This is a genomic window from Ruegeria sp. YTSA105 (genome assembly GCF_059610225.1).
The window spans coordinates 40,918-67,587 of the sequence record NZ_JBXWNE010000020.1; the positions used below are offsets into that span (position 1 = coordinate 40,918).

27 protein-coding genes and 1 pseudogene are annotated in these 26,670 nt (G+C 56.6%); 12 read left to right on the plus strand and 16 right to left on the minus strand.

Annotation, left to right across the window (positions count from 1 at the left end; genetic code table 11):
- Positions 1-14: 14 nt before the first annotated feature.
- Both AC2FH2_RS18680 and AC2FH2_RS18685 read left to right on the plus strand, forming a co-directional pair.
- The gene (locus AC2FH2_RS18680) at positions 15-545 is read left to right on the plus strand and encodes a helix-turn-helix transcriptional regulator (RefSeq protein ID WP_271952098.1); all 531 of its coding nucleotides are present in this window, start codon (positions 15-17) and stop codon (positions 543-545) included.
- A gap of 48 nt (positions 546-593) precedes the next feature.
- On the plus strand, positions 594-1,325 hold the full coding sequence (locus AC2FH2_RS18685; protein ID WP_271952096.1) for a glycosyltransferase family 25 protein: 732 nt from the start codon (positions 594-596) through the stop codon (positions 1,323-1,325).
- A 71-nt stretch (positions 1,326-1,396) separates the two neighbouring features.
- Here AC2FH2_RS18685 and AC2FH2_RS18690 read toward each other — a convergent pair whose 3' ends face one another.
- Positions 1,397-2,047 (minus strand): peroxiredoxin, encoded by a 651-nt coding sequence (locus tag AC2FH2_RS18690; protein ID WP_142639998.1) that lies wholly within the window; start codon positions 2,045-2,047, stop codon positions 1,397-1,399.
- 207 nt (positions 2,048-2,254) lie between these two features.
- Here AC2FH2_RS18690 and AC2FH2_RS18695 point away from each other — a divergent pair, with 207 nt between their 5' ends.
- Positions 2,255-3,694 (plus strand): aldehyde dehydrogenase family protein, encoded by a 1,440-nt coding sequence (locus tag AC2FH2_RS18695; protein WP_142639996.1) that lies wholly within the window; start codon positions 2,255-2,257, stop codon positions 3,692-3,694.
- A gap of 12 nt (positions 3,695-3,706) precedes the next feature.
- Here the strand turns inward: AC2FH2_RS18695 and AC2FH2_RS18700 are convergent, their stop codons facing one another.
- The 3 genes from AC2FH2_RS18700 to AC2FH2_RS18710 all read right to left on the minus strand — a co-directional run bounded on the left by AC2FH2_RS18700 (position 3,707) and on the right by AC2FH2_RS18710 (position 6,655).
- Complete coding sequence (locus tag AC2FH2_RS18700) at positions 3,707-4,606, minus strand: cation diffusion facilitator family transporter (protein WP_142639994.1); 900 nt, start codon at positions 4,604-4,606, stop codon at positions 3,707-3,709.
- Positions 4,607-4,682: 76 nt separating this feature from the next.
- A complete protein-coding gene (locus AC2FH2_RS18705; RefSeq protein WP_496714236.1) occupies positions 4,683-5,534 on the minus strand; it encodes a bifunctional helix-turn-helix domain-containing protein/methylated-DNA--[protein]-cysteine S-methyltransferase in 852 nt (283 codons plus the stop codon).
- A gap of 77 nt (positions 5,535-5,611) precedes the next feature.
- The gene (locus AC2FH2_RS18710; protein WP_496824799.1) at positions 5,612-6,655 is read right to left on the minus strand and encodes a heme-binding protein; all 1,044 of its coding nucleotides are present in this window, start codon (positions 6,653-6,655) and stop codon (positions 5,612-5,614) included.
- A 210-nt stretch (positions 6,656-6,865) separates the two neighbouring features.
- On the opposite strand from AC2FH2_RS18710, the gene nth reads away from it, so the two are divergent.
- Both nth and AC2FH2_RS18720 read left to right on the plus strand, forming a co-directional pair.
- Positions 6,866-7,510 (plus strand): endonuclease III, encoded by a 645-nt coding sequence (gene nth, locus AC2FH2_RS18715; RefSeq protein ID WP_271952085.1) that lies wholly within the window; start codon positions 6,866-6,868, stop codon positions 7,508-7,510.
- Positions 7,507-8,496, plus strand: a complete 990-nt coding sequence (locus tag AC2FH2_RS18720) for an adenosine kinase (RefSeq protein WP_142639987.1) — start codon at positions 7,507-7,509, stop codon at positions 8,494-8,496. Before nth ends, AC2FH2_RS18720 begins: the two co-directional genes overlap by 4 nt.
- Positions 8,497-8,551: 55 nt before the next feature.
- Here the strand turns inward: AC2FH2_RS18720 and trhA are convergent, their stop codons facing one another.
- Positions 8,552-9,199, minus strand: a complete 648-nt coding sequence (gene trhA / locus AC2FH2_RS18725; RefSeq protein WP_496707041.1) for a PAQR family membrane homeostasis protein TrhA — start codon at positions 9,197-9,199, stop codon at positions 8,552-8,554.
- Between the two features lies 1 nt (position 9,200).
- Complete coding sequence (locus AC2FH2_RS18730; protein WP_496702564.1) at positions 9,201-9,686, minus strand: RNA pyrophosphohydrolase; 486 nt, start codon at positions 9,684-9,686, stop codon at positions 9,201-9,203.
- A gap of 138 nt (positions 9,687-9,824) precedes the next feature.
- On the opposite strand from AC2FH2_RS18730, the gene AC2FH2_RS18735 reads away from it, so the two are divergent.
- Positions 9,825-11,852, plus strand: coding sequence for an FAD-dependent oxidoreductase (locus AC2FH2_RS18735; protein WP_496707039.1), 2,028 nt, complete (start codon positions 9,825-9,827; stop codon positions 11,850-11,852).
- A 51-nt stretch (positions 11,853-11,903) separates the two neighbouring features.
- Here AC2FH2_RS18735 and AC2FH2_RS18740 read toward each other — a convergent pair whose 3' ends face one another.
- Both AC2FH2_RS18740 and AC2FH2_RS18745 read right to left on the minus strand, forming a co-directional pair.
- Positions 11,904-12,512 carry a LysE family translocator gene (locus AC2FH2_RS18740; protein ID WP_496824802.1) on the minus strand — a complete coding sequence of 203 codons (609 nt, stop codon included), beginning with the start codon at positions 12,510-12,512 and terminating at the stop codon, positions 11,904-11,906.
- A gap of 127 nt (positions 12,513-12,639) precedes the next feature.
- On the minus strand, positions 12,640-13,080 hold the full coding sequence (locus AC2FH2_RS18745; protein ID WP_496824804.1) for a DUF4399 domain-containing protein: 441 nt from the start codon (positions 13,078-13,080) through the stop codon (positions 12,640-12,642).
- 228 nt (positions 13,081-13,308) lie between these two features.
- On the opposite strand from AC2FH2_RS18745, the gene AC2FH2_RS18750 reads away from it, so the two are divergent.
- Positions 13,309-14,214, plus strand: coding sequence for a LysR family transcriptional regulator (locus AC2FH2_RS18750; protein ID WP_271952071.1), 906 nt, complete (start codon positions 13,309-13,311; stop codon positions 14,212-14,214).
- 50 nt (positions 14,215-14,264) lie between these two features.
- On the opposite strand, the gene AC2FH2_RS18755 is transcribed toward AC2FH2_RS18750, so the two are convergent.
- Positions 14,265-15,182: a hydrogen peroxide-inducible genes activator gene (locus AC2FH2_RS18755; protein ID WP_281996024.1), complete on the minus strand. Its 918-nt coding sequence runs from the start codon at positions 15,180-15,182 to the stop codon at positions 14,265-14,267.
- Between the two features lie 96 nt (positions 15,183-15,278).
- On the opposite strand from AC2FH2_RS18755, the gene AC2FH2_RS18760 reads away from it, so the two are divergent.
- On the plus strand, positions 15,279-16,241 hold the full coding sequence (locus tag AC2FH2_RS18760; protein WP_496824806.1) for a sodium-dependent bicarbonate transport family permease: 963 nt from the start codon (positions 15,279-15,281) through the stop codon (positions 16,239-16,241).
- 3 nt (positions 16,242-16,244) lie between these two features.
- Here AC2FH2_RS18760 and AC2FH2_RS18765 read toward each other — a convergent pair whose 3' ends face one another.
- From AC2FH2_RS18765 to AC2FH2_RS18780, 4 genes are read right to left on the minus strand one after another with little or no spacing between them, the layout of a single operon-like run.
- Entirely contained in the window at positions 16,245-17,147 is a 903-nt protein-coding gene (locus tag AC2FH2_RS18765; RefSeq protein ID WP_496824808.1) for an OmpA family protein, read from the minus strand.
- A complete protein-coding gene (locus AC2FH2_RS18770; protein ID WP_496824810.1) occupies positions 17,144-17,716 on the minus strand; it encodes a peroxidase-related enzyme in 573 nt (190 codons plus the stop codon). Before AC2FH2_RS18770 ends, AC2FH2_RS18765 begins: the two co-directional genes overlap by 4 nt.
- Positions 17,713-18,441 carry a GNAT family N-acetyltransferase gene (locus AC2FH2_RS18775; RefSeq protein WP_496824812.1) on the minus strand — a complete coding sequence of 243 codons (729 nt, stop codon included), beginning with the start codon at positions 18,439-18,441 and terminating at the stop codon, positions 17,713-17,715. Before AC2FH2_RS18775 ends, AC2FH2_RS18770 begins: the two co-directional genes overlap by 4 nt.
- Positions 18,438-19,160 (minus strand): competence/damage-inducible protein A, encoded by a 723-nt coding sequence (locus AC2FH2_RS18780; protein ID WP_271952166.1) that lies wholly within the window; start codon positions 19,158-19,160, stop codon positions 18,438-18,440. The genes AC2FH2_RS18775 and AC2FH2_RS18780 overlap by 4 nt, the downstream gene beginning before the upstream one ends.
- A 49-nt stretch (positions 19,161-19,209) precedes the next feature.
- On the opposite strand from AC2FH2_RS18780, the gene sfsA reads away from it, so the two are divergent.
- On the plus strand, positions 19,210-19,926 hold the full coding sequence (sfsA, locus tag AC2FH2_RS18785; protein ID WP_496824815.1) for a DNA/RNA nuclease SfsA: 717 nt from the start codon (positions 19,210-19,212) through the stop codon (positions 19,924-19,926).
- On the opposite strand, the pseudogene AC2FH2_RS18790 reads toward sfsA, so the two are convergent.
- The 3 genes and pseudogenes from AC2FH2_RS18790 to AC2FH2_RS18800 form a co-directional block, all read right to left on the minus strand.
- Positions 19,851-21,055, minus strand: a pseudogene (locus AC2FH2_RS18790) (DUF3604 domain-containing protein). The gene sfsA and the pseudogene AC2FH2_RS18790 sit on opposite strands and share 76 nt — an antisense overlap.
- A 101-nt stretch (positions 21,056-21,156) precedes the next feature.
- A complete protein-coding gene (locus AC2FH2_RS18795; protein WP_142639961.1) occupies positions 21,157-21,921 on the minus strand; it encodes a hypothetical protein in 765 nt (254 codons plus the stop codon).
- On the minus strand, positions 21,918-22,790 hold the full coding sequence (locus AC2FH2_RS18800; RefSeq protein WP_496824817.1) for a hypothetical protein: 873 nt from the start codon (positions 22,788-22,790) through the stop codon (positions 21,918-21,920). The genes AC2FH2_RS18795 and AC2FH2_RS18800 overlap by 4 nt, the downstream gene beginning before the upstream one ends.
- Before the next feature lie 369 nt (positions 22,791-23,159).
- Between AC2FH2_RS18800 and AC2FH2_RS18805 the strand changes: the two genes are divergently transcribed.
- The 3 genes from AC2FH2_RS18805 (at position 23,160) to AC2FH2_RS18815 (ending at position 26,407) form a co-directional block, all read left to right on the plus strand.
- Positions 23,160-23,996 carry an amino acid ABC transporter substrate-binding protein gene (locus AC2FH2_RS18805; protein WP_185956747.1) on the plus strand — a complete coding sequence of 279 codons (837 nt, stop codon included), beginning with the start codon at positions 23,160-23,162 and terminating at the stop codon, positions 23,994-23,996.
- Between the two features lie 190 nt (positions 23,997-24,186).
- The gene (locus tag AC2FH2_RS18810; RefSeq protein WP_142639955.1) at positions 24,187-25,515 is read left to right on the plus strand and encodes a DUF3300 domain-containing protein; all 1,329 of its coding nucleotides are present in this window, start codon (positions 24,187-24,189) and stop codon (positions 25,513-25,515) included.
- Between the two features lies 1 nt (position 25,516).
- Positions 25,517-26,407, plus strand: a complete 891-nt coding sequence (locus tag AC2FH2_RS18815; protein WP_271952052.1) for a DUF2950 family protein — start codon at positions 25,517-25,519, stop codon at positions 26,405-26,407.
- Positions 26,408-26,670: the final 263 nt, after the last annotated feature.

The window sequence follows — 26,670 nt, forward strand, 5'->3', positions numbered from 1 at the left end:
CTTAAAGGAGCGCTATGAAGATTTCACAGACGTCTTTACTCTGGCTCCTTCTGGTGGTGCAGGCTGTCTGCGCCACCTTTTTCCTAACCGATGCAGCGCTCGATTGGTTTGGTGGCGAAACTGCCGGGTTTCGGCATTTGCACCAGTTCGAATTGTTCCTGTCCCTGGCTCTGATCGGTGGTTTGGTGGCGACAATCACCCTGATCCGGGCTCAGAGCTTGCGCGTGCAGGACATGCAGCGTCAACTGGGCGTGGCGCAGGGCGCGTTTTCGCAGGTCATCGAAAATCAATTCACGCAGTGGCAGCTCAGCAATGCGGAACGCGATGTCGCAATATTGTCCATCAAGGGTTTGTCGATCGCAGAAATCGCCGAGCTGAGACAGACGAAAGAAGGGACTATCAAGGCACAAAGCGCTGCGATTTACCGCAAGGCGGGTGTCTCAGGGCGGCTCCAACTGCTCAGCTTTTTTGTCGAAGAGCTTTTGTCCGAACCCCTGGTCAACACGTCCTCGTCGTCAGAACCCGCCGACCAGGGCCAGGCTTGATCCACGGTTGCTCTTTCCCCGCCTGACGCGGTGTTCTATGCACGGGGTATGCGATCTTTTGTCATCCATATGTCCTCGAGCACCGCGCGCCGTCCCAATGCTGATCAGCTCTGCGCGGCCCTGCCCAATGCTGAACTGTTTGAGGCCGTAAATGGCCGCGACCCTGACCAGATTTCCGGTGTCGAACTGCATTCCGGAAATCTGCACCGCCCGCATTACCCATTCCCCTTGCGACCCGCAGAAATCGGCGTGTTCGAAAGCCATCGACGCATCTGGCGCAAGCTGGTCGAGGACGATATCGACCTGGCCATCATCTCCGAGGATGACCTGCGCATAGATCGGGCGCGAATGGAACAGGCGCTTGGGTTGCTGGCCTCAATCGCCACCCCCGATCACTATATCCGCATCCCCGTAAAACAGCGCGAAGTACCGGCACAGGTCCTGGCAGAACAAGACGGCCTGCGGCTGATCCTACCCAAGGTGATCGGCCTGCAATGCGTATGTCAGATGGTGGGGAAAAACGCCGCCGAACGCCTTTTGGCGACCACCGACCAAATCGACCGCCCTGTCGATACCTTCTTGCAGATGCACTGGCTGACAGACCAGCCGGTTCACGCCTTGCAAGGCAGCGGAAATCAGGAAGTGGCCCAGGAAATCGGCGGCTCGACCATTCAGACAAAACCGCCCCTGTCAGACAAATTAACCCGAGAGTTCAAGCGCGCAGCCTACCGCGCCAAGCTGCACCTGCACCCGCAGCGCCCGCCTGCTTCATCTGGCTGAAAATACCTTCCGGGGGGAATCGCGCCGCGAGGCGCGATGGGGGGCAGACAGCCCCCCTGACCTGGGCCGTCTTACGACGGCGCCTTGGTCTTGCGCAGATAGGGGAAGATGGTCTCGAACTCGCCAAACTTTGCTTTGGCGTCGTCGTTTGAGACAGCAGGCGGAATGATTACGTCTTCGCCAGGCACCCAGTTCGCCGGGGTAGCCACGCCTTTCGACGACATCTGCAACCCGTCCAGTGCACGCAGAATCTCGGCAAAGTTACGTCCCACAGTCATAGGATAGGTCATCGACAGCTTCAGTTGCTTATCCGGCCCGATGATAAAGACCGACCGCACGGTCGCGCTGTCGGCCGGGGTACGCCCGTCCGGCAAATAGGCCTCGGCGGGCAGCATGTCGAAGGCCTTTGAAACGGCCAGACCATCATCGGCAATGATTGGAAAACCGGGATGCGCGTTGCCATAGGCCTCGATATCCTTTTTCCACTTCTTGTGGTCTTCGACGCCGTCAACCGAAACGCCCAGGACCTTGGTGTTGCGCGCGGCCCACTCATCGCTTAGCTGCGCGACGGCCGAAAACTCGGTGGTGCAGACAGGAGTGAAATCCTTTGGGTGCGAGAACAGAATGGCCCAGCTATCCCCAATCCAGTCGTGGAACTGAATGGTGCCCTGATCCGTTTCTGCAGTGAAATTGGGGACTGTGTCGTTGATGCGCAAACCCATGAAGCATCTCCTTTGCTAATTACAAAACCGAGTTGGTTGTTCAGAACCTAATCACTTTGCGCCGATGTTAAACCGTCAGCAAGTCACTTTAGCCCTAGGCCAGACCTCAAAATCTCATTTGATCAAATCGCGCTTGCCGGTTTCCTGAAGGCCTGACACAGTGGCGCCGAACCAAGAATCCCCGTCGCATGGTCAGGAGGATGCACCATGATCGAGAAACGCAATTTTTACATCAACGGTCAGTGGGTTGCCCCATCGGTTACGCATGATTTTCAGGTCATCAACCCCTCGACCGAAGAACCATGTGCCGTGATTTCGCTGGGCGATCAGGCCGATACGGACGCAGCTGTTGCAGCGGCCAAGGCGGCGTTGCCCGGCTGGATGGAAACCCCGGCGGAAACCCGCATCGCGATGGTCGAAAAGCTGATCGCGCTTTATGCCGAACGGTCCGAGGATCTGGCCCAGGCAATGTCGTTGGAGATGGGCGCCCCGATCGACATGGCGCGTAGCCAGCAAGTCGGAGCAGGCAGTTGGCACCTGGCAAATTTCATCCGCGCTGCCAAAGCGTTTCCTTTTGAGCGGCCGCTGGGCGATCACGCTCCCAACGACCAAATCATCTATGAGGCCGTCGGTGTCGCCGCCCTGATCACACCGTGGAATTGGCCAATGAACCAGGTCACGCTGAAGGTGGGTGCGGCTGCGATTGCGGGCTGCACAATGGTTCTGAAACCCTCGGAGCAAAGCCCGCTGAACGCGATGATCTTTGCCGAGCTGATGGATGAGGCCGGATTCCCGCCCGGTGTCTTCAACCTTGTCAACGGTGACGGGGTTGGCGTCGGATCTCAGCTGTCCACGCACCCCGATGTGGATATGGTCAGCTTTACGGGATCCACCCGCGCGGGCACGGCGATTTCCAAAGCCGCAGCCGATACGCTGAAGAAGGTGCATTTGGAACTGGGCGGCAAGGGTGCAAATGTGGTCTTTGCCGATGCGGATGAAAAGGCCGTCAAACGTGGCGTGCTGCACATGATGAACAACACCGGTCAAAGCTGTAACGCCCCTAGCCGGATGCTGGTTCAGCGTCCCATCTATGACGCGGCGGTGGAAACCGCAGCTGAGGTTGCCAAAGGTGTCACCGTTGGCCCGGCGATGGAAGAAGGCCGCCATATCGGCCCGGTTGTGAACGAGCTGCAATGGGGCAAGATTCAGGACCTGATCCAAAAGGGTATCGACGAAGGCGCGCGCCTTGTCGCTGGTGGCACTGGCAGGCCCGAAGGGCTGAACAAGGGCTATTACGTGCGGCCCACGGTCTTTGCCGACGTCAACAACCAGATGACCGTCGCCCGCGAAGAGATCTTTGGACCGGTTCTGACCATGATCCCCTTCGATACTGAGGAAGAGGCCATCGAAATCGCCAATGACACACCTTATGGGCTGACCAACTATGTCCAGACACAGGATAACGTCCGTGCCAACCGCATGGCCCGCGCTCTGCGGTCGGGTATGGTCGAGATGAATGGCAAATCCCGCAGCGCGGGTTCCCCGTTCGGCGGCATGAAACAATCCGGCAACGGGCGCGAAGGCGGCGTCTGGGGGCTGGAGGATTTCCTTGAGGTCAAGGCCGTCGGCGGCTGGGCTGCCGAGTAACCCACCTGCCGTCTAACCTGTTTTCGGGGCCCGTGCGCTATCTGCGCCGGGCCCTTTAGACTCTGAATCCGGCTCGAGATGAATCACAAAAACCGATCCGGGGAACTGATCGGTCAAAGCGTCTTCGATATCGTCACAGATATCATGGGCCGTCGCCACGCTCATGCCACCGTCAACGACCAGATGGAACTCGACAAAGATCATGCTGGCGGATCGACGGCCCCGCAGGTCGTGATATTCCAGCGCCCGGCCCAGATTCGCATCGATGATGCTCCGCACCTCATCCAGTTCGGGATCAGTAAGGGACACGTCCATCAGACCGTCAATCGACTTGCGAATGACCTTCCATCCCTCCCACAGAATGTTCAGGGCGACCAGAATGGCCAGGATCGGGTCCAGGATCAGCCAGCCGGTGGCAAGGGCCAAAACCAATCCGATGACAACGCCCACCGAGGTGAACACATCGGTAAAGATATGCTTTGCGCTGGCCTCAAGCGCCGGAGAGGCGTACTGCCGCCCGACCCGCAGCAACATATAGGCCCAGGCACCGTTCAAAGCGGTTGCCAGCACATTGATTGCCACCCCGGTCAGCGGGGCCTGGTCCAGATGCGACGATGACAGCGCGGCAACGGCCTCTCGCAGGATTAGAAGCGCCGCCAGCACGATCAGCACACCTTCGACAACAGCAGACAGGTATTCGGCTTTCTTGTGCCCAAAGGGGTGATTATCGTCAGGAGGTTTGCCGCCGATCGAAACCGCAAAGAACGCCAGCAAGGCCGCGACCACATTGACCACGGATTCCATCGCATCGGACAACAAGGCGACCGAGCCCGTCAGCCACCAGGCCAACAGTTTCAAGGCCAGAACCGCGATGGAAATCGGGATCGACCACAGGGCAAATTTCTGGATCATCGCTTTGGTGTCCTGCAACCTCAGCAAAGGTTTATCACTTTGTTCGACGATCCGTATGGCTTTTTCTGATCAGAAATCAAGCGTCTGCTTGTGCCGCCTCATAGGCCAGCATGGCGCGTTTCACCGGCAGGCCCCAATGATACCCACCCAGCCCCCCGGATTTTCGCAGCGCGCGGTGGCAAGGGATCAGCCAACTGACCGGGTTTCGACCCACGGCCGTCCCGACGGCGCGCACAGCTTGCGGTGATCCCACCCGTTGCGCGATCTCGGAATAGGTTGTGACCTGGCCCGAAGGGATATGCATCAGCGCTTCCCACACTTTGATCTGCAGGGGCGAGCCAATCAAATACAGAGGCGTTGGTTCCAATCGGTCGCTCACCGCGCCAAATGCACTGAGCGCCCAGGGCCGCAGGCGCATCGGGTCCTCGACGAAATTGGCATTGGGCCAACGCGACAGCATATCCGCCATGGCATTTTCTTCGCCGGTTTCGGCCCCAAAGGCCATTCCGCAGATGCCCTTTTCGGTGCCCATCACCAAAGCCGGACCAAAAGGACATTCAAACCATCCCCAATAGATGGTCAAACCGGCACCCCTGCGGGCGTATTCGCCGGGGCTCATGGATTCCCATTTCAGGAACAGATCATGCAGGCGACCGCTGCCGGACAGGCCCACATTCAGGGCGGTTTCCAGTGTCGTGAACCGCTCGCGCAGCAACGCCTTGGCATGGCCCAGCGTCAGATATTGCTGATACCGCTTGGGCGATACCCCGGTCCAACGTGAGAACAGGCGCTGGAAATGCGCCGGGCTCATATCCATCTGCTGTGCCAGTTCATCAAGACTCAGGGCCTCTCCGCCCTGATCAATCAAGTCAATCGCCCGGCGCATGACATTATAATGATAGCCGCTTTCTGGGGTCTGGACATTCATGGTCGCACTCCTTCCATAGACAGAAGATGGCCTGTTACCGATCAGAGTGCGACCCGATTCTTGCGCTATCCGCGGGCTTAGACCTGCGGGATAACGGTATAAGGTGCCGCCTCTTCCGGGGGTGCAACCTTTTCCATGACGTTGATGCTGACATGCGGCCAGCGGATCAGACCGGGCTTCCCGTCAAAGCGTGGGAAGAAATCCAGACCGACATTCTGCAGATACATCATCAGCAGCTTGGGTTCACCGCCAATTCCCGGCTCGTCCAGCTCCATGATCCAAAAGATCGAATCCATCACCGCCGCGTTGGCTTGTTTGACAACAAACGGAATGTTGACGATCCCGGCATCCTCAAGCGCGGTGTTGAACGGCAATATCGTGGTTTTTTTCACATTGTTCGGTATTCCAGCTGCCAGCAACAGATGCGGGTGCACAGGGTCGAAGCCTGGGAACCCCGGGGCAGTCACAACGCCGTTGAACGGATTATCGTGATAATGTTTGTAGGGCGAAAGATATCCGCTGTTCAGGTCCTTTGTGGCCCCTTCGGGCAGCCCGTCCACCACCGGAATCGTTGGCGGTCCATCGATCTCGCTCGCTTCTCCAAGACCTAACAACGAGTCGCCATGTGGCACCGTTCCCAAACGTGCAACGTTCAGATTGTTTGTGGTCAGATTGGTCATATGCAGGAAAAGACCGGGCTCGTGATGGATGGCCAGATCGGCAGGTCCAGCCAGTCCGCTGTCGGGGCGATCTTCAGCCGAGAGCTGCGCGATGGACTGCTGATAATCCAGCGTAACCACAAACTGATCGGTGTTAATGGTCGGGTCTCCTGAGGCCGGGTTCGGACGCTCAATCCCGCGGTTTGGAACCGCTTTGTCAACGGTCGTGAATTGAAGCGTTTCCTCGAATTGATTAACCAGCAGACGGTAGTTGAGACGGCTGCCAGGCTCGGTCGCAAACGGAAGCGCGATCATGTTCCAGCCACGTCCGCGCGTGCTGTCGCCGTTCTTCCAAACTCCGGGCAATAATTTCAGGGGGCCGAGGTCTTCGTCGCCTTGATGGGCCAGCTCAACAGACCGATAACGGGACTGCAGTTTTGCGGCAAGACTTGGGTTCGCCATGGATCAACCTTTCAATAATTAAATAAAATATCCGCCAATGCGGGAAAAATGCGCTGAAATAAAAATAGGCTGCGCATCGCGAGAATAGCACGAATCAGGCTTACCCTACGTAATCCAAAACCCACAGCTATCCGCTAAGCAGATTCTTGCTTGTGTGGTTACCCGAGCCATCGGCTTGCCCTGCGCCGCAATACGTGCATACGTCGCCGCATGGCCAAGCAACTTGATTACCACACTATCCGAGAGATTTTTACCCGCTTTCAGCAGGCTGACCCGGAACCTGAGGGTGAGCTAGAGCATGTGAATGTCTATACTCTGGTCGTAGCGGTGGCGCTGTCTGCACAGGCCACCGATGTCGGCGTCAACAAGGCTACGCGCGCCCTTTTCAAAACCGCTGACACCCCGCAAAAGATGCTGGATCTGGGCGAAGATGGCCTGATCGAGCATATCAAAACCATCGGTCTATTCCGCCAAAAGGCAAAGAACGTTATCAAGCTCAGCCGTATTCTGGTCGAAGAGTATGACGGCGAAGTTCCCAATTCCCGCGCCGCGTTGCAATCGCTGCCGGGCGTCGGGCGTAAGACCGCCAATGTGGTGTTGAACATGTGGTGGCGCTATCCGGCGCAGGCCGTGGATACGCATATTTTTCGTGTCGGAAACCGAACAGGCATCTGCCCGGGAAAACATGTGGATGCGGTTGAACGCGCAATCGAAGATAACATCCCGACCGACTTCCAACTGCACGCACATCACTGGCTTATCTTGCATGGCCGGTATCACTGCAAAGCACGCAAACCTATGTGCGGAACCTGTATCATCCGCGATCTCTGCCAATTCGAGGACAAGAACCTATGAAAACCTACCAGCTCACCGGTATTGGAAACGCCGTTGTGGACGTGATCTCTCAGGCCGATGACAGTTTTCTGGAACTGATGGGCATCGAGAAGGGCATCATGCAGCTGATAGAACAGGAGCGGGGTGAACTTCTTTACGCCGCTATGGAAGGCCGCGTGCAAACGCCGGGCGGATCCGTTGCTAACACGATTGCCGGTGCCGGCGCACTGGGACTGAGCGCAGCCTTTATCGGACGCGTACATGATGATGCGTTGGGACGATTCTACGCAGAGGCGATGCACGAGGACGGTGTGGATTTCGTGAATCCGCCCGTACCGGGTGGAGAGCTTCCGACTTCGCGCTCGATGATTTTTGTCTCACCCGACGGTGAACGGTCGATGAACACCTATCTGGGGATTTCCTCGGAGCTTTCCTCGGCGGATGTGTCAGCCGAGGTCGCGGGAAACAGCCAGATCATGTTCCTTGAAGGCTATTTGTTCGACAAGGAAAAAGGCAAAGCTGCGTTCCTTCAGGCCGCACGGGATTGCCACAAGGGCGGCGGCAAGGCCGGGATCGCCATTTCTGACCCGTTCTGTGTTGAACGGCACCGGGTCGATTTCCTGCTGCTGATCGAAAATGAACTGGATTTTGTGATCGGCAACGAGGCCGAGATCAAATCCCTGTTCGAAACCAACGATCTTGAGGATGCACTGGCGAAAACCGCCGATATCTGCCCTCTGGTGGTCTGCACCCGGTCAGGCGACGGGGTAACTGTGCTGAATGAAGGTCAGCGCTTTGACATTCCGGTGGAAAAAATCGTTCCCGTCGACGCCACCGGCGCAGGCGACCAATTCGCAGCCGGGTTCCTGTTTGGCATGGCCACTGGGCGGGACTATGAAACCTGCGCCAAGATGGGCAATGTCTGCGCCCGTGAGGTGATCAGCCATATCGGCCCGCGCCCCAAGGCGGATATGATCGATTTGCTCAAGCAGGGCGGCTTGCTTTAATCGGATCAGGACTGGCCTATAATTTGTGGGAGGGGCAGAGCCCCTCCCCTCACGGTTATCCCTGCACGAATAGGGCGATCCAGATGCCTACGAACATGAATATGCCGCCAAGATTGACCCAAGCGTGCCAAATCGCATAGCGGAAAGGCAGTGTCTTGCGGGCATAAAAGACTGTGCCGATCACGTAGCTTGCCGCCCCGGCCAGAATGCACCACAGGACTGAAACGGGGACATCTTTCAGATCGGGTATGGCGCACAGCCCCAGCGCGCCCAGACCCAGATAGGATGCTGTTGACCATCGGGACTTGACCGTCTTGTTGGCGATCTTGTTCCAGATGGCCACCACAGTCAGCCCCCAGCACAACCAGAGCAAAGTCATGGTCCAGCCGGTACCGGCCAGCAGGAAAAAGGGTGTGAAGGTGCCGCAGATACTGGAATAGATTGCGGCATGGTCTATGCGTCGCAGCAGCTGCCGACGCTGGTGCCAGCGGGAAAAGTGATAAAAACACGAGGCCAGATTAGAGCCCAACGCACAGGCTACATAAACCAGAACCGCAAGAATAAGCCCGCTGTCGAGCATCAGGTACGATTTGCGGATCAGCGCTCCGCCAGCGGTCAAAATCAACGCCAGACCGATAAGATGCACGACCAGATCGACGCGGCGGTGGCATGGGTCCGGACTGGGATAGGTCTGTGGGATCATGTCAGTTCAGGTGATCCGAAAACGCTGCAACCACGCGTTCATACACGTCGCGTTTGAACGGCACGATTTCGGCAACCAGCTGTTCCGGTTCCTGCCATTTCCAGCGGGTGAATTCGGGATGCTCAGTCTGAATGTTGATCTGATCGTCGCGGCCAGAGAACCGCATCAGATACCATTTCTGCTCTTGACCCCGATACCGACCTTTCCAGATCTTCGGCACGATGTCATGCGGCAGATCATAGGGCAACCACCCCTCGGTCTCGGCGATGATCTCGACCAGATCTGCCGTGACGCCGGTTTCTTCCCACAGCTCGCGCAGCGCCGCATCGAGCGGGTCTTCACCCTGGTCCACACCACCCTGAGGCATCTGCCAGGCGTCCTTGTGGCGGTCGTTGCGCTGGCCGACGAATATCTTACCCTCGGCATTCATCAACATCAGCCCGACGCAGGGGCGGTAGGGCAGTTTGGCAATCTCTTCGGGGGTCATACGCGGCCTCGTGAACATGCTTTGGAGCGTCTGTAACAAGCAGCGGGCCCAAGGCAAAGGGTATGACGTTAGGTTTCGCGTGACAAAGATGACGCGAAGGTCAATCTGGCAGCCAAATTCTATAAGGGAGAGTTCTGGATGACTGCATACCCAAACATGCTGGCCCCGCTGGATCTGGGCTTTACCACGCTGAAGAACCGCGTGCTGATGGGCTCGATGCATACCGGGCTTGAGGAGACCGGCGATTGGAATCGGGTGGCCGAGTTCTATGCCGACCGCGCGCGCGGTGGCGTGGCGCTGATGGTGACTGGAGGGATTGGACCAAATCTTGAAGGTTCGGTACTGCCGGGGGCATCAATGATGACCAACGACAAAGAAGTGGCAAACCACTCAATCGTCACCCAACGGGTGCATGAGGCCGGTGGCAAGATCGCGATGCAGATCCTGCATGCGGGGCGCTATGCCTACGGGCCGAAATGTGTCGCACCCAGCCCAGTGAAATCTCCGATCTCTCCTTTCCCGCCGACCGAGCTGGACGAAGAGGGTATCGAGAAACAGATCAGCGATATCGTGAATGCCGCGGTCCTGGCCCAGAAGGCGGGCTATGACGGGGTCGAGATCATGGGGTCCGAAGGGTATTTCCTCAACCAGTTTCTGGTGACTCACACCAACAAGCGCGAGGACCGTTGGGGTGGCTCTTACGAGAACCGGATGCGCCTGCCGATTGAGGTCGTGCGCCGCACGCGCGAGGCCGTCGGCACGGAATTCATCATCATCTACCGCTTGTCGATGATTGACCTGGTTCCCAACGGATCTACTCATGATGAGGTTGTGGAACTGGCGCAGCGGATCGAAGAGGCTGGCGCCACGATCATCAATACCGGCATCGGCTGGCACGAGGCGCGGATTCCCACCATTGCCACCAGCGTTCCGCGCGCGGCCTTTGCTTGGGTGACCAAAAAGCTGATGGGCAAGGTCTCGATCCCGGTCATTACGTCAAACCGGATTAACACGCCGGAGGTCGCCGAAGAAGTTCTTGCCACGGGGTGCGCCGACATGGTCTCGCTGGCCCGCCCGATGCTGGCAGATGCGGATTTCGTTAACAAAGCCATCGCTGCTGAGGCGGCGACGATTGCACCCTGCATCGCTTGCAACCAGGCCTGTCTGGATCACACATTCCAGGGCAAACTGACCTCGTGCCTGGTAAACCCGCGCGCTTGTCACGAAACCGAACTGGTGATCACACAGGCCGACAGCGTGAAGAAAATCGCCATCGTAGGGGCGGGCCCGGCAGGCCTGTCCACCGCAATGACCGCCGCGCAGCGTGGCCATGACGTGACCATTTTTGACCGTGCCCGTGAGATCGGCGGCCAGTTGAACATGGCCAAGCAGGTTCCGGGCAAAGAGGAATTCTGGGGTCTGGTCGACTGGTACCGCGCCATGATTGCCGATTTGGGCATTAAGGTAGTGCTTGAGCGCGAAGTGGGCGCCGACGATCTGACTGGTTATGACGAGGTGGTAATTGCCACCGGTGTCGTTCCGCGTGATCCGAAAATCCCTGGTCAGGACCGAGACAATGTCGTCGATTATATCGACGTCCTGCGCCACAAGACCCCGGTTGGCAAATCAGTGGCCGTGATCGGAGCAGGTGGGATTGGCTTTGACGTGTCCGAATTCCTGCTGGAAGAAGGCCACAGCATCACCACCGACTTGCCTGCCTGGATGAAGGAATGGGGCGTTACCGACCCGGCCGAGCATCGCTCGGGGCTGGCACCTGAAGGGCCACAACCTGCCGTCCCCGCGCGCCAGGTGACTTTGCTGCAGCGCAAGGCGCAAGCCCATGGCAAAGGGTTGGGCAAGACCACCGGCTGGATTCATCGCGCAACGCTGAAGATGAAAAACGTCAATTTCGTCGGTGGCGTGAATTATGAGCGGATCGACGATGACGGGCTGCATGTGAGTTTCGGCGAAGCACGCGAGAACCCGACAGTAATTGCGGTGGATACGATTGTTCTGTGCTCGGGCCAGATCTCGGACCGCAGCCTGGCCGATACGTTGATCGAACGTGGCATCACCCCACATGTGATCGGCGGCGCGGATGTTGCAGCCGAATTGGACGCCAAACGGGCCATCAATCAGGGCACGCGGCTGGCAACCACTTTCTGATATGCCTTGGCCCGGTCCAGAACCGGGCCAATCACTCTGCTGGTACTGGGGTCAGTCGGCCAGCGCCAGCTTTGCACCCAATGCCCCAAAGGCGCCGGCGAAACAGCGCCTGACCCAAGCCATGACAGTGGGCCGCTGGATCACATAGTCGCGTGCCACCGCCGCGAAAGCGCCATAGCCAACAAAGACGACAAAGGTCATGACCATGAAGGACAAGGCCAACTTGATCAGCTCTGCTTCGGCGGCACCTGTACCGGCGGGAATGAATTGCGGCAGAAAGGCCAGAAAGAACAAAGATAGCTTGGGGTTCAACACATTGATCAAGGTGCCTGTGAGTGCAATCTTCACATACCCTTTTGCGGGTTTCTGGCTCTGTACATCCAATGCTCCGCCTTGCCGGACGATCCCCCAGGCCATGTAAAACAGATACAGCACCCCAAGGTATTTTAGCACCAGAAAGGCCAGCGCGCTGGTATGCAGCAGGGCCGCAAGACCGACGATACTGGCCAGCGCAGCAGGTACGATCCCTATGGTACAGCCAATCGCCGCCGCAAAACTGGCCCAAAAGCCACGCCCCAACCCAACCGCAAGCGTATAGATCACGCCGGTGCCCGGTAAAAGCACAACGATCAGAGACGTCAGTAGGAACTCTGTCGACATCCTAGCCCTCCCTTTCCTAGCACGCAGAATTTCCGGTTCGAAAGGAAAAGTAAACGCCATACATCACTGTGGCCCGGCGACATTCCTGAAAGCCCGCCGGATACTAACAGCAGAAGTCCCTTATCGCTTATTCAACGGTTATCGTAATCACCTCAGACACGATGGGCGTGGAATGCGGTACATGACCTGCATCGCCCAGCACTAGCTGAAGCGTATGTTCGCCTGCAGCCATTTCCAGCGTCACCTCGGTCTGACCGCCGCCAAAATGGATATGATTGTCATCCGCGGGCAGACCATAAGACAACTCATCCGCACCGTCCTCTCCCTGCCCCAAAGGCGGTCGGTCGATCAGCAGATGATGATGCCCGGTGTTTTCCTTTTGAGTACCCGCCGGCGCGACCCCCATGCCGCTGAGGCCAAAGACCACGGTGACCGGAGATTGGACAACGTCGCCGTCAGACAATTTCACAAAATAGACCTGCGCTTCGGGGTTTGATGGTGTTTCACCCCCGGCCAGAGCAAATGTCGCCGACAGGCAGGTTGCGGCAATAGCTAAAACAGCTTTCATAATCTTCTCCGTTGTCACAAATTTGCCATCCTCATGGTAGCATGTTTCGGCCCGAAATCGAGGATACCCGTTGTCAAAAGGCTTGTGGCCCATATGGAAACCACTGTTTCAGAGTTTCCCCAGCGCAAACGATCCGATTCAAATCCCTGATATTATCCCATGTCCGCCCTGTTTCCGCCCAGATTTGACGTAAAGATCAGCTAAAGAACCTACACCTGGGGAACAAGAATGGACCGACTGACCGAAATGGAAGCCTTCGCCAACGTGGTGGACCAAGGCGGTTTCACCGACGCGGCCAAGAAAATGGGCATCTCAAAATCGGCTGTGTCCAAGCACGTTTCCAGCCTGGAAGCACGCCTGGGCGCAAGACTGCTGAACCGCACGACGCGCCGCGTGTCACCAACCGAAATCGGGCTGGCCTATTATGATCGGGCCCGCCGCGTTCTGAATGACGCGGGCGAGGCTGATGCGCTGGTCACCTCGATGCAATCTGCCCCCTCTGGTCTGCTGCGGATCAGTGTGGCGACAGATTTCGGCGTGAATCACCTGTCTCCGGTTCTGTCGGGATTTCTAGCTGCCTATCCCGACATCACGGTGAATATGGTGCTGAACAATCGCTATGTTGAGCTGATCTCGGAAGGGTTCGACGTTGCCGTGCGGATTGGTGAGCTGGAAGACAGCACATTGCGCGCCCGCAAGCTGACCGAAACCGTCAAGCGGATGGTCGCCGCGCCCACCTATATCGAGAAATTCGGGCGTCCGCAAAAGATCGACGACCTGAACGAACACAAGCTGTTACATTATTCCAGCCAGTCTTCGGGCAATGTGTGGAAACTGACCGCACCTTCGGGTGAAAAACGTCAGGTCCGCACCGCCGGGTGGCTCAGCGTGAATGATGGGCAATCCTTGTTGAACGCTGCGGTCTCGGGGCTTGGGATCGCGCATCTGCCCAGCTATCTCTATGCCGAGGCGCTGAAGTCGGGCGAAGTTGTCGACGCAATGCCGTCGCTGCCCGACGAAGTCCAAGGCGTTTATGCCGTCTACCCGCCCGGCCGCTTTACGCAGCCCAAGGTGCGGGCATTCATTGATTTCCTCGTCGATGCCTTCAACGAAAAAGGCCCGATGGACTGGTAATTTCTCCCGGTGGAAACTGAACGGCCCGCACAAGTAGTGTGGGCCTTTTTTTATTCGCTGAACACGGCCAGCCCCATACTCTGCGCGACCGTACGCAAGGATTGGATCAGGATATTCTGTCCGGGCAGATCAGCTTCTTTTCTGCGAGAAAGAAGCGCGATATCGCGGTTGGCATTTGTTATAGTCAACGGGCGCAAATGGACCTCATCGCGGTAAATCCCCTGACGTCTTGCATACAGGTCCGGCAACACCGCAACCCCAACCCCCGAGGCCGCCATCAGTACAATGGAATCAAGCGTGGTCCCCTCGTATTCATCCGACACAACCCCACCGCATTCCGCCGCCAGCGCATAGACGATCCGGGACAGACGGTGGCTTTGGTCCAAGGTCAGGATCAGCCGGTCGCGCAAGTCTTGAGCCGTAACACCATACGTATCATTTGACAGCACATCGTCTACGGCAACTCCAATCCACAGAGTCTCGTTGAACAAGCGCTGCTGGATTGTGTTCGGGTGATCCTCGGGCGTGGAAAGGATCAGATCAAACCGACCAGATTTAAGTCCTTGTTCCAGATCACGGGTGTTTTCCTCGCGCACGACAATGCGCAGACCGGGGCGGTCCTGATGGACCTTTTTGATGACCTGAGGCAGCAGGTAGGGCCCGATTGAGGGCAACACGCCCAGCCTTAGCCGTCCTGAGACCGGTGTCTCGCTGCTCATCGCGTGGCGCAGATCCCGGACTTCGGCAAGGATCTTCTGGGCGCGTTCGATGAACTCTTCGCCTTTGGCAGTCACCTGAACACCACCCCGATTACGATCAAAGATGCGCAGGCCAAGTTCTTGTTCTACAGAGGCAATTTGCGCCGAGAGGCTGGGCTGGCTGACATTCAGAACCTCAGCTGCCAATCCAAATCGACCCAGTCGGCTGACCGTAACGATATATTCCAGTTGCCTTAGTGTTGGGCGCATTTCATAGCTTTAAACTATCCAAAAATTAGAAAGATAATATTTGGATAACAAAAATAGGCAAGGCACTTAGCCCGTGAAATCGGGACAGGAGCCAAAATGCCCAGCGTAATCGAAACCCTTTCCAGCAACTTGCTGGTCCCAACCATCCTTTTCTTCGTCCTCGGGCTGCTCGCGGCTTTTGCCCGCAGCGATCTGTCGATCCCCGGTGGGGCAGCCAAGTTCATGTCGCTGTATCTGCTGCTGGCCATCGGCTTCAAAGGCGGCAGCAGCCTGGCCGAGCATGGCATCCACATGGATCTGTTCCTGACTTTGCTAGGCGGTGTGGCGTTGTCTTTTGTCATCCCCTTTGTGGCATTCGGCCTGCTCCGGGTCATGACACGGCTGGACGCGTTGAATGCGGCGGCTGTTGCCGGGCATTATGGGTCAATCTCAATCGTGACCTTCGTCACCGCAACCAGCCTGCTGGATTTGGTGGGTCTTGATCATGACGGCTTCATGGTTGCTGTCGCCGCCGCGATGGAGGTTCCCGCCATCCTTTCGGCCCTTTGGCTGGCGCATAAAACCAGCAGCAAGGGCGTCAATGACAATGGGCTGTGGCGCGATCTGTTGGCAAACGGGTCGATTGTCCTGTTGACCGGGGCCTTCCTGATCGGCGCTGTTACGGGTGGCGAAGGGATGCAGATGATTGCGCCCTTCATCGTCACGCCCTTCACCGGCATCCTGTGCCTTTTCCTGCTGGATATGGGCATTTCCGCGGGGCGCAGCCTGATCAAGAACCGCGACAAGCTCTCGCTGGGTCTGTTTGCCTTTGGTATGCTGATGCCCCTGATCGGCGCTGCGATGGCTTGGGCGGTCGGGGCGGTGATCGGCCTACCTGACGGCAGCCTGTTCCTGTTCATGGTCCTGTCTGCATCCGCCTCGTATATCGCTGTGCCCGCGGCGATGAAGATCGCGCTGCCAAAGGCCGAGGCCGGGATCTATCTGACCCTGTCGCTGGGCGTGTCCTTCCCGTTCAACATCACGATCGGGCTGCCGCTGTACCTGTGGTGGGTGATGTAGGGATCAGTTGATCAGCAGAACCGCCTCGACCCGGCGGTTCAGTTCGCGACCTTCGGGCGTTGCATTCGAGGTAATCGGGGCCAGATAGCCGATCCCCCGCGCCTCGACCCGGTCGGCGGCCACGCCGTATTTCTCGATCAGCCGGGCGCGCACGGTTTGCGCCCGGCCCGTGCTGACCGAAATATTGGCCTCGAGTGCGCCAGTATCATCCGTGTGCCCGACCAGAGCCAGCCGCGTTCCGGGATTGTCCGACAAATACTGCGCAATCTCATTCAGAGAGCCGAAAGGCCCCTCACCCAAGGTTATTTCACCCGTGCGAAAATGCAGATCGCCCAGTATCACGTGGCCCTCTTGGGCAAGCTCTGCCAACAGCCCCTGCGCCTGATCGACCGCTTCTTCGATCACCAGCGGAGGCGCGGCTTCGGCCCCTTCAGGTGACACGCGGATCATCTGCACATAGCCATCGGGCGGGTTTCGGCTGACCAACAGGCTCAGAACTTCGTCGCCCTTGGCAGCGGACAAAAAGCGATAGTCCTGGATGGCCACATACATGTCAGGCGTGGGGACAACCTCGGTTCCAAAGCGAAAATCGAAGCCACCGCAACTGCGGGCGTCGCAGTCAAAGAGAACCTCATACCCCTGGGCTTTGATCTGTTCCCGCAACGGGGCTAGCAGCTGCAAAGTGGTGCTGGACCCGGCCTGCAGCCGCCAGGTATAGCGCTCGACCCGTCCTTCAACCCGGCGCGCCGGTACCCTCCCGTCGGTATAGGGGCCAGTGGGCAGGTCATAGCTGTCCAACGGGCTTGTGCGGTCGCTGACCAATCGCGTACCCGAAGGAAGCGTCAGCTCCTGCCCGACAACAGGCGATGCCATGAGCAACAGGAATATAACGAGACGGCGGATCATCTTGATTGGGCGTGATACTCGGGGTTGGGGGACATCGCGGTCGCGCTTGCAACACGGTTCGACATGTTGAAAAAGCCGGTCACGTTGGCAATGTCCCAGATATCGCGGTCGCTAAACCCGGCATCCCGCAGAATTTGTCGGTCGGGCTCTTCGATCTTGGTGCTTTCGGTGGTCATTTTGGCCGCGAAATCCAGCATGGCACGCTGCCGCTGATCCAAAGGCGCAACCCGGTAGTTCATGATCAACATTTCACCCAGCTGCGGATCACCGGACAACTGCCTGACAGCCGCACCATGTGCGACAAGGCAATAGAAACACTTGTTTATTGCCGACACGACCACCGCGATCATCTCACGCTCGAGCTTGGACAGCCCGCTATCGGCCAGCATCAGATCGTTATACATCGTGGTGAACGCGTTCAGCTTGTCGATGTCAAAGGCATAGGCCCGCAGGACATTGGGCACAAACCCCAGCTTTTCGACGCAAATGTCGAAGTATTTCTGCGTCTCGGGCGGCAGCGGATCAGCCATCGGAAGGTTCAGCGCAGTGGGCAGGGCAAGATCGGTCACTTTGGGTTCTCTCCTTCAACCAGCTGACGGTAATGGTATTCTCCGGCAAGCTCCATCCCAAGCGCGCGATAAAGGCCATTGGCCCCCGCATTCGCCTTGGTGCAAATCACGCTGAGCGTCCCGGCGCCCTGATCCTGTGCCCAGAGCGCAGCCGCGCGCATCGCCCATTGGCCCAGGCCCTGACGGCGATGAGCCGGCAAAATCTCAAGTGCGTGGACCATGGCCACGTCCCCGTGCATCGCAACAAACCCGGTACCAGCAGGTTGGTCACTATGGCGAAGCAGCAGGCCGGTCTTTGGACCCGGGGCTCGCTCCATCACGGCCAGCCGCTCTGGTCCAATCCCGCCCTCGGCCCAGATCTCACGCATGATTTCCAGCGGCTCCCATATCGAGAACACCGTTACGCGGGGGAGCGGAAGATCAGTCAGATGCTCAACTGGGCAGGTGTAAATATTGACCGGATCCAACACGGAATAGCCCCGGCCTTCAAGCTGCGTATCCAGCGCCTCGTCCCCTGGCCACAGGCAAAAGATACGCTTTTGCCCCAGTGCCTGCATCGCGACCTCGGCCGCCGCGATATCGTCATCCAAGACCGGCCCCAGCGCATTGGCTGCACTCACCCGCGATCCGCCGCCCAGACCCTGACGCACCCAAAACGGCCCCTTCCTGTCGCGATGCGCAGATGGCCAAGTGCCATCGACGACATCAGGCCAGACAACGCTCACAGACCAAGCTCTTTCGCCAACCGGGTTGAGGCCGCGTCGATCCGGGCACCTTCGGTTCCGCGAATGACCACATTGGCGCCAAACACACCGTTGATCTGAAACGGATAACACCCGATGGACAGATCCTGAAAATCCGCTGCGAGTGCCGCAAGGGGGGCGGCGATATCGCCTTCGCCGCGATCCACCCGCAAGGTTTGGGATAGCAGAGGAACACCGCCGGTCAGACCCGGCAATACACTCGCCACCATCGCCTGAAAGACCGAGGGCACCCCAGCCATCACATGAACATTGCCGATGGTAAAGCCTGGCGCAGTCGACACCGGATTGTCGATCAGCGTGGCACCATCAGGGATGCGCGCCATGCGCAAACGGGCAGCGTTCAGTTCCAGCCCGGATTTCTCGTAATGCGCTTCAAGCAAAGCGCGGGCATCGTCGCGGATGTCGATATGTGCGCCAAAGGCACGGGCGATGCAATCGGCGGTGATATCATCATGGGTCGGTCCAATCCCGCCGCTGGTGAAGACATGATCAAACTTTGCCGACAACGCCTGAACGGCGGCTTCGATTGCAGCGGCGTCATCGCTGACCACACGGACCTCTTTCAGGTCGATCCCCTGCTTGGTCAGCTCCTGCGCGAGATAATGCATGTTTGCGTCGCGGGTGCGACCCGACAGGATTTCATCCCCGATCACCAGCATGGCTGCGGTTGGATTTTGCATGGCCTGCGCCCCCTTGATCGACCCTTTCCGCAGGTATAGGCCCTGAAGCATGCGATTTGAAACCCCTCTTGTCCCCGCCCACCTGATCCGCCGCTATAAACGCTTTCTAGCCGATTGCAGGCTTAAGGACGGGCGCGAGGTGACAGCGCATTGCGCCAATCCCGGCTCGATGATGGGACTGGCCGAACCGGGCGAGAAAATATGGTTGGAGCCCAATGACGACCCGAAGAAAAAGCTGAAATATGGCTGGCGGCTGGTCGATCACGAAAACGGGCATTTCACCGGGGTCGATACATCAGTTCCGAACCGAGCCTTGCGCGCATCCCTGATGGCGCGAGAAATCCCCGAGCTGGCAATGTATGAAACCGTGCGCCCCGAGGTGAAATACGGCGAGAACAGCCGCGTTGATTTCCTGCTGACCCAGCCGGGCCTTCAGGACGCTTATGTCGAGGTCAAATGCGTGACCCTGTCTCGCGAACCCGGTCTGGCCGAATTCCCCGACAGCGTCACAGCGCGCGGAACCAAACATCTAGGGGAACTGACAGCTATGGTGGACCAGGGGCATCGCGCAATCCTGCTGTATCTGGTTCAGCGCACCGATTGTGAGCGAATTGCATTGGCCGCCGATATCGACCCGACCTATGCAGCGGCGTTCGAGGCGGCCCAAGCTAGGGGTGTCGAGAAACTGGTCTACGGCACACGGATATCGCCTGAAGGGGTTTGGGTAAACGTGACCGAAAGCCAATCGTTCATGCAGAAGCGTTGAAGGGGTAGTTTGAGCCCAAAGCGGACTAAGTAAATTCTGGTTTCAGCCTTATAACAATCGTCCCTAAGGTGTGTGCCAGATTGACGATGTGTATGCCTCTCTTGTATCGACCGTGGGGCTTCGTCAGGGATCTCGGTTCCGAGCACTTTGGCATCGTATGTTGTCCAACGTGGCGTTGGTATTGCCAACACTCTGGCATAGTAGAAAGAGCTTTGTTCCGGATCGCAATCGGGGTCTTCCCAATACCCGGATAGAATTGCCTGACCAATATCGTTTGTCCAAGTAGCGCTCTCAACGTCAACCGTGCCGCCAACGGGTCCGCCACACTTCGCGTTCACTAGTTCGCGCCCGCCGCAAGATATATCGTAAACGCGTTCCGAAGTTGTCCCGTCGCTATTTAACCACCCTTTGACGATTTGAATGCGGTCTAGATTGGCTCCATCGGGACGCCTCCTTCATATCCATACGCGGCAAAATCTGTACGCGGCAGGTCCGTATCTTCAAAATCGTATCCGGCAAAAACGCGAATGCGCATGCGCGGACCTGTGGTTGCGTAGACTTCTTTCCCAGCAAGAGCGTGCCAAATGGCCTCGCGTGTGTTTTCTCTTGCCCAAACTGCCGCCATTCCCGACGCCGAAGTTTGCCATGCATATTGGGCAACCTTCTCGTCGCCACCGATGCCGCCCACGACTTCTTCGAAACGGATCGGGTTCGCAGTGGGTTCAACGGCAGCGTTAAGTTGTTGCCCAAACTCAGGCGTGAAAAGCGTGGCGTCTTTCGCTGCCAACAGCGGCGCGAGACCCAAGTTCTCAGCGTGATCGGCAACTACCAAAAAGTCCAATGGTCTGCGCAGCCTAGCTTCGACACCGGTGCTGGATATCACCACCTCGCCCTTGGCAAAGCGGTAGGCTTCTTCAGGGCCTAGCACATTGTCGATCATACGGGCATCTGCAGAGTCGGACGTATGCAAATGAGTGTCGCCAAGAAAGACCTGATTGGGGAAGCTCTGCCGTGGATAAGGTGAATACTGCCTGTCGCCGGGTTGAGTGCTCGGGATGTCCTCGGCATGGGCGCAAAAAGCAAGCAAAATGGTAAGAACAGATGCAAAATGGATCATTTTTGACCTCATCTATTGCACGAATGATGCTACGTTAAATGCATATTTCTACGACTCGTTCCTGTTCTTCGAAATAATTAAATTCTATCTGCCGCACTAACCGTTGACTAGGTTCAGCGGGGCGGAGGTGGAAGCACCTTCTTCGACTGAAGTACCTGAAGGATGTCAATAATCGCCTCAGTACTCGTTTCGATTGAACCTCGGAAGAACAGTCCGACGCCACCTTCCCCTAACTCCCGTGTGCCACCGGCGTCGTAAGTTGGCGAGAGAGAGACAAGTTCGGGAGGTAGTTCTGGGCATACCGGGTTTCTTTGAAGTATTGCGTTCGCGGTCTCGATGAATACCTGCCGAACCTTTTCGACATTACCCTTTGCATCGGACGACTCGGTGAGTTGATCCGGAGCAAGTCTCAGGTCATCCAAACGGAAAAAAAGGCAGTCATCTTTGAATTCGGCCGAAGCGGAAGCACCCACCGTCAAACCACCAGCGAAAGTGTTCTCGCCGCGTATAGATCCACCGCCGCTGCGGCTTTCGCATCGGAAAAGCTCTGCTTCGATCCTCCCACTTAGCGAAATCACTGTATCGTCGGCACGGGCCGTTGCTTCGGTCACGCCGATCAGTGCGTTGCAGACATCTACAAACGCGGCTCGTTTGAGTTCCTCTACAAGTATTTCGTTTGCTCGGCGTAGGTCTATGACACTTTCGATTGAGATCCTTGTCGCGTTCACATCTTTTAGTCTCAATGCCAGATCAACGGGAAACTCACGATCTCCTAGCTTGACGTCCCCGTTTGCTTCGAAGGTAACCTCTTCAGCCAGCAGCGCGGATCCGAAAAGCCCGGCAGTAGCTAGTATCAGAAGAAAGATCCGATCCATCATCCTGCCCCCCCAACAATACCGCGAGATTGCATAACCGCCAGGAGTTCCATCATCGTCATCGCACTGGTGTCGATTGAGCCGCTCAACGCAACACCGATGCCACCGTCACCAATTTCTCGTGTACCGCCGGCGTCGAGAACCGGATTCAACGAAGAAAGCTCCGAAGGCATCTCCGGACAAATCACATTCTCTTCGGTGAACTCCTTTGCCTTGGTGAGAACGACCTCCTCGACACGCTCCGTGAGGCCAATTAGGTTAACCAACCCGCCGACAAACCCGGTAGGTTGAAGCACGACGTCGGCAAGATCAAAGTGAACGCATTGATCTTGAACATTGGCGCGTGCCGCTGCGGCGATCCCAACAGTCGTCGAGATAAAGCGAACTCCACGCCCGTTGGTTCCCTCGGATTCTTCGTTTCGACAACGATAAAGCTCGACGTCCACTGAGCCTACGAGTTCAATGAGATCACCGCTGGCGCGGGCGTCGTCGAGTTCAAAGTCAACATTCAAAGAGCAACTTTGTTCCAGAGTACCCGACAGAAGCGCTTGCGCTTGGACTTGGATTTCTCGCAGATCTAAGAGCCCCCGGAAACCTAGGCGCGTTGACGTCACACTGCTGATGCCCGCGTTAAATGTGTAAGGTAGGTTTTTCCCACGAGCGGGAATCTTGTTTGAGATGCTAAATTGAACTTCGCCGGCGTAGTCGCTTGGCGACGCATTCTGTGCACTGGGTCGAGCGTTCAACTCGGACTTCAAAAGTTCTGGGTTCGTGGTTGCGCAGGATGCGAAGAACAGCAAACACACAAAGGCAAAAGGTACGGTTTTACGCGCCCCAAGTTCCGCCAAACTCCATTGTAGTTCTATTCCCATTACCCTTTGCTCAACCTCACCGTTGAATATCAACCCTAACGTACAGCGTCACGGCGAAGGTCAACAGTTTGCACCACGAAAATATACTGGTGCGGTGTTGTGTTGTCGCAACGACTTGCAGTTGACGCGGGTCCTTTGAAACTTCGAGCATAAGCTCTGCCCACAAGACTTTTCTCCCGCGTTAAGCCCTGAGCAGGTGCAAATGTATTCGGTTTTCTTCCAATATTGCGAGGGTGTGCTTTCGATTCGTCGCCATGCCAGCACTTCTCATCAACAGACCGACTCCTAGGCGACACAATGTGTTTTACTCTCGACACAGGGTGCTTTTCACCTCCACAAGGGTGTTACGCCACTAAAGAGGGAAAAACCATGCGCTTGCTTTCTATACTTATTGTGACGGTTCTATTCACAACCGGCGCGGTTGCCCAAACAATCGACAGGATAACAAAAAACAACGAAATCCGATTTGGTTTTCGAACAGATGCTGCTCCGTTGTCTTACATTAACGACCAAGGTCGCCCGTTTGGTCTGTCGCCGTTGATTTGCGATCAAGTAGCGAAGGTAATTGCGCAAAAACTGGAATTGAAGGATTTGAATGTTCAGTTCATTCCGGTCGACTCTAAGGATCGTTTCGACAAAGTTGCTTCCGGAGAGGTGGATATGCTCTGCGGGGCAGCGTCGATTACACTTTCCCGACGCGAAATTGTTGATTTCTCAATTCCAACTTATGTCGATGGCACGTCCATATTGTTACCAATCGAGGCTGAAGGCACCATGGGTGCACTCGCGGGAAAGAAGGTTGGAATGAGAAGCAGCACAACAACAGAGGCGTCCGTTCTGAATTCATTTGAAGCTGCAGGTATCGACGCAGAAATGGTGCGGTTCGCTTCACACCCAGACGGTATCAAAGCACTTCGAGACGGTGAAATTGACGCCTATTTTGCAGATCAGTCGATTTTGCTGGTCAACTACATTGCTGCGGGACTAAAGGGCAAATTCAAACTATCCCAGGAAATACTGACGATAGAAAAGCAAGGATTGGCCATCGCGAGGGGTGACGATAACTTTCGACTCGTTGTCGATAGTATTCTGTCAGAAATGTATGCTCAGGGCACAATGGAAGAGATATTTCGTCTCGCTTTGCCGGGGGTGGAGCCGAGCGAAGCACTAAAAGCTCTGTATGTTTTCGCCCCCATTAATCCCTGAAGCTCGTCGCGCAAAACAGTTTTGTCGGGAGTTAATCGCCCTGCGCAATAGAAGCTGGCCTTGTAAGTAAATTGACGGCTCAAGCCAGCTTGACCAATGACCGTGTTTTACTAAATGATCCTCCATTTGGCAGGCCAGTTGCCAGAATCACGGTCTTAGGCGATCCTTCGATAAATTGAAGGATCGCAATATGTTTAGATATATAATATTTGCTCTCAGTTTAAGCGCATCTAACGCCCTGTTTGCACAAGAGGCGTCCGATACTGTTGCAACGGAAGTTACGTCTGAGACTTCATCCGATCTTCTATCTGATGCTGAGTTGCAAACTTTGGTCGCCCCGGTGGCTCTTTTTCCCGACACTCTACTCATACAGATATTTGTTGCGGCCACTCAGCCACTGGAGATTGTTAAGGCAGAACGATATTTGTTGGATAACGCCGACCGCGACCCCGTAGAGCTCGAGCCGGAAATCGAAGCTATGGGCTGGGATCCGTCTGTAAGTGTATTGGCCACGGCGTTCCCCGAAGTCGTCGGTCAAATGGCCACCCACATCGATTGGACCGAGACAGTCGGCACCGCCATGCTGGCCCAGTCCGACGATGTACTGGATGCGGTGCAGGTAATGCGGGATCAGGCAATTGACAGCGGAGCTCTTGTTTCCGGGCCCGAGCAAACTGTCGAGGTATCTGATGAAGAAACGGTTGTAATTACTCCGACACAACCCGAAACAGTGTACGTCCCGCAATATAATCCCGAGACTGTCTATACCGGCCCGTCGACCGGGGACGTAGTGGGCGCGGCCTTGCTGACATTTGGTACCGTGGCGCTGATCGACGAGATTTTCGACGATGACGACGACTGGTATGACTATTGGGGGTGCCGGAATTGCGGCGGATGGGGCGGTGGCCCGATATACAGAAACCCGGACATCGACATAGACGTCGACGGCAACGTCAATATCGGTAACGATATAGATCTTGGTGACCGAACTGATATCGGATGGAAACCCGATCCTGACCGAAAAAAGGAAGCCCGGGACAAGATCGCTGATCACAAAAGGCCGGAAGGTGGTCGCGGCGACCTGCCTGTCAACCGCCCCGAGGGTCGCACGGACGAACTCCGCGCAAAACTGAGCCGTGAATCCGGTGCTGCAGACATTAGCAGGGGAGGCGCGGCAGCAGTTGCAGCTGGTGCAGGGGCGGGGGCTATCGCGAGCGGTGCTCTGGCCAATCGAGGTAGTGGGGGCAAGTCCTTGCCGCAGGTGAATCGCGGTAACGTTGATCGGGACAAGGCTGCTGCCAAGCAGCAGGCCATCGATCGGACGAAACGGCCAGATGCGGCGAAGAAGCCTGTCAAAAAGAAACCGCAAGCAGCTAAGAAACCTCAGGTAAAAAAGGCCACGGCTCAGCAAAAACCCGCTGCGTCCAAAGGTAAGGCTATGAAGAAAAAATCTTCAGGCGGCAAAGCTCACAAGGCGTCCAAACGGGGACATGCTGCCAAAGGCAAGGGGAGGCGGTAACATGCGTAAATCGGTTTTTTCTATTTTAGTGATCGCAGTGGCTACAGGACCGGCGTTTTCCGACGGTGCCCTGTTCGAAACTCCGCAAACCGCGCTGGACGCTTTTGTCGAAGCGTTAAGGGCCGATGATCAGAACAAGCTGCTCGAGATTTTCGGACCAGAGGCAGAAGATCTAATCGGAACGGGTGATCCGGTGGAAGATCAGCAAAGAAGGCAGGAAGTGCTTGGCATGTATGCTGAAGGATACCGCTTTCAGCCCGAGGATGATGGGGTTTTTCTTCTGCTTGGCGAAGATAGTTGGCCCTTTCCGATCCCAATTCTGAAAGCTGAGAATGGTTGGAAGTTTGATTTAGAAGCCGGGGTAGAGGAGCTTTCCGCCCGTGAAATCGGACTGAATGAATTGGAAGTAATCGAAACGCTTGAGGCCTATGTTGATCTTCAGGCGGCGTTTCGTCTTGTGGACCACAATGGCGATGGCGTCATGGAATTTGCCCAAACGATCATATCGGATCCCGGCGCACGAAACGGCCTCTTCTGGCCAGAAGAAGACAGTTTTGTCGGTGAAGCCCTTGCCCGCGCCACCGCCTCGGGGTGGAGCGACGGTGCGGATGATTTCGAACCCGAACCTTTCCTCGGTTACTACTTCGCAATTTTGCAGGGGCAGGGACCAAATGCTCCGGGTGGTGCCTATTCCTATTTTGTCGGCGATCGGTTCGTGGCGGGTCACGCCTTGCTTGCGGTGCCTGCGGACTACGGAGAAACGGGTATCCATTCTTTTCTCGTGGGTGAAAACGGCACCGTGTTCGAAGCGGACTTTGGGCCGGATACGCTTGAAATAACAGCTGAGATATCGACCTATGATCCCGGCCCAAATTGGTCACCAGCCGAGTAAATTTCGATTGGCGGCGACGCTTTGTTGCCGCGTGCAGTTGTAGATTGAATGCAATTTTCGACTTAAGTAGCAATGGTTCGGGAAGGATCGATTTTGGGAAATCTAATTAATCGATGAAATAATTGCCCTTGATTCAATTCGACCCAATTTGCCCGCTATGGTTTGACCGAATGGCCGTTTTGTCCGCTAGGGTCAGGACTCATAGCCAATAGATGACGAGAGCTGCGATGGCGATTGCTGAGAGGAAGACCTTCGGGCACCTG